The sequence below is a fragment of the Herbaspirillum sp. B65 genome, from assembly GCF_000333555.1.
In the GTDB taxonomy this organism is placed as follows: Bacteria; Pseudomonadota; Gammaproteobacteria; order Burkholderiales; family Burkholderiaceae_D; genus Herbaspirillum; species Herbaspirillum rubrisubalbicans.
On record NZ_BADI01000065.1, the window covers coordinates 1 to 2,227 of the forward strand.

The window sequence follows — 2,227 nt, forward strand, 5'->3', positions numbered from 1 at the left end:
AAGACTCCCTTGGTGTCATGGATCATCAGCGCGATGGACCTGGATGGAATGGCGGCCACGCTTCAGGCGCGCGTGCAGGGGAATACCAGACGGCAGGCTGGCCCTGCTGCGCTTATGGGATCCGCGAGCACTGGCCAATGCGGCACGGGATTTCGATGAGGCGCAGCGTCAGTATCTGTTCGAGGGGATTACCGAATGGCTGTTTTTCATGGATAACCGTCGCCTGCGTATTGGAAGGCATCATGCTCAAGATCACTGAAGAACAATTCCAGAAGGTACAGGCACGCGACACGGACAATTTCGTCGCCGCAGTCGCCGATGAGTTCCTAGTGGACCGGCCTGACCTCCTGGCGCAGCCTGGTCGTGCCGAGATCATTGGACGGATGCGCGCCGCTTATGACAACGGTATGAACCTGGGCTTTACGCAGACGCCTTCGCTTATCTACATGATGTACATGTCGACCGATCTGCCGGGAATATTCCAACAGCCAGAGACGCAACAATACCTGACCAAGCCCGGCGCCACGCCTGAGCAGCGGCTGAAAGACATGAAAGACGTGCTGCGTTACTTCGCCCGCACTTCAGGACAAGAAGAGGAGTAAACATGGGCCTTTTGGCTATCCCCTACATTCCCACCATTTCCGCAGGAGTTTTGGCCTGGATCAGGCTAATCGGCTCTGCTGCCGCAGCAGCCGGTGCCGCGACGGTATACACAAATTCCAAGAAGGCTGAAGACGCTGAAAGCAAGCCGCTTGCTCAAGTTGACGTGACAAAGCAAAGTGATAAGTGCAAGAAGTGTCCGCCGGACGGTGGCGCACTCGTTACGCGAAGATGGAATATGTCAGATATCTCTCGCGAGTATCAGGCGCGAGTGACGGGCTTTGCCCCCTATACTGAATGGGCATTTTCTGGCGTGGACTTTGATGGATTCCGTTCTCCTGAATGCCTCTTGCAGGAAGCCAAGGCCAGATACGCACAATTTTTTAATAAAGAAACCGGGGAGCCAAAGCTCTTCTTCTCTTTTACCGGCTATCGAAAATTATTAATGCAAGCCAAAAAACAGAGCGCAGTTACTTTGGCTTCGCCTCCCTCAAGGCTAAATTGGTACTTTATGGAGAAGTCTGTTTGCGACCATATGAAGATGGTGTTTAGCGATCAAGGACTTGTAATTACTACTGTCTACATGCCCTAATTTCATGAATATTCAATTCTCTTACAAATCACGACTCGATACCCTTCCGAGTATTCCCGAACACCTTAATCAGCTTTGGAAGGTAGCAACTCTGCTAGAAAAAGCAGGGATGCCACTTGCTGATTGGTGTCCCCCGGCAGACACGCCGGACAATGCCAGGCGCAATCTTGCATTTGAAAAAGATGGCCCCTCGCAAGCTGCTATCGCAATTTTCAAAGAGGAAGAAAAAGCTGAGTCGTCGGATCGTTCCAGAATCTTAGGTGTATGGAATGGCAAAGAAGATAAGGGCGGTGCAGTGATACTTCATAGCTTATCAACTATTGCTGACCCTTCAAATTCAAGCTTCAAAATACAGGCCGATTCTGTAGCTGCATTGGAGGATAAGGAAAATATCATTCAAATCATAAATGGTTTGTTAGACGTCTTTCCCGCCCCATTTATTGAAGTGAGCCCCGCGCCATATCGAACACGACACAGAGTCTTCGATGATCGGCCTGGAGTCGGTTGGATGCTTTATCTCCCCGAAATTCTTACGCCCGCGCAAGTGCCGGAGGCACCAGAACTACTTCGAGTTTGGGATAGTGAAAAGAAACAAAAAGGAACGATCATCGTCAGCGTTCCGAACGAAACGTTCTCTGTGAAAAACAAGGAGCACATCAAGGTTGCAAACGAGATTGAGATTCGCCTTGCGGATCAAGATTTGCTCCCTCGTTTTTCGAACCTGTAACTAACGTGTTCCAGCGCGGCGATGCGCCGACTCCATTTTTTGATAGTCATCGCGACAATCCACGTCGCAAAACAGCAACTCGCCAGCTACTGGCTCATCGCAAAAATGGCAGCGGCAGTCTGCCTGCAGTTCGGGGGCTCTTCGCGCCGCCGCCAGGCCGGCCGCGATGGTTCGATAGATCTTGTTGTCTGCATGATCTGCGTAATCGCTCATGGTTACTTGCCCTCATTGGTAGGAAGTTGATAGGGACGGAAACTGAGCACTTCTTGCCCCGCCCACTCGTTCAAGGAAAGAAACTGCGCCTGTAG

At 51.2% G+C, this 2,227-nt stretch carries 4 protein-coding genes; 3 read left to right on the plus strand and 1 reads right to left on the minus strand.

Annotated elements, in window-relative coordinates; genetic code table 11:
- From I5W_RS33035 to I5W_RS01665, 3 genes are all read left to right on the plus strand, one after another.
- On the plus strand, positions 1-602 hold a 602-nt coding region (locus tag I5W_RS33035), incomplete at its 5' end, for a hypothetical protein (RefSeq protein ID WP_252716856.1).
- A 2-nt stretch (positions 603-604) separates the two neighbouring features.
- On the plus strand, positions 605-1,192 hold the full coding sequence (locus I5W_RS29275) for a restriction endonuclease fold toxin 5 domain-containing protein (protein WP_083893437.1): 588 nt from the start codon (positions 605-607) through the stop codon (positions 1,190-1,192).
- 4 nt (positions 1,193-1,196) lie between these two features.
- Entirely contained in the window at positions 1,197-1,919 is a 723-nt protein-coding gene (locus I5W_RS01665; protein WP_044527941.1) for an immunity 52 family protein, read from the plus strand.
- Here I5W_RS01665 and I5W_RS29280 read toward each other — a convergent pair whose 3' ends face one another.
- A complete protein-coding gene (locus I5W_RS29280; protein WP_044527942.1) occupies positions 1,920-2,132 on the minus strand; it encodes a hypothetical protein in 213 nt (70 codons plus the stop codon). It lies immediately after the preceding gene.
- Positions 2,133-2,227 lie beyond the last annotated feature (95 nt).

Bases quoted from the DNA above. Each gene is read 5' to 3' on its own strand.
- I5W_RS29280 (WP_044527942.1), bottom strand. From the start codon at position 2,132: ATGAGCGATTACGCAGATCATGCAGACAACAAGATCTATCGAACCATC.
- I5W_RS01665 (WP_044527941.1), top strand. From the start codon at position 1,197: ATGAATATTCAATTCTCTTACAAATCACGACTCGATACCCTTCCGAGT.
- I5W_RS29275 (WP_083893437.1), top strand. From the start codon at position 605: ATGGGCCTTTTGGCTATCCCCTACATTCCCACCATTTCCGCAGGAGTT.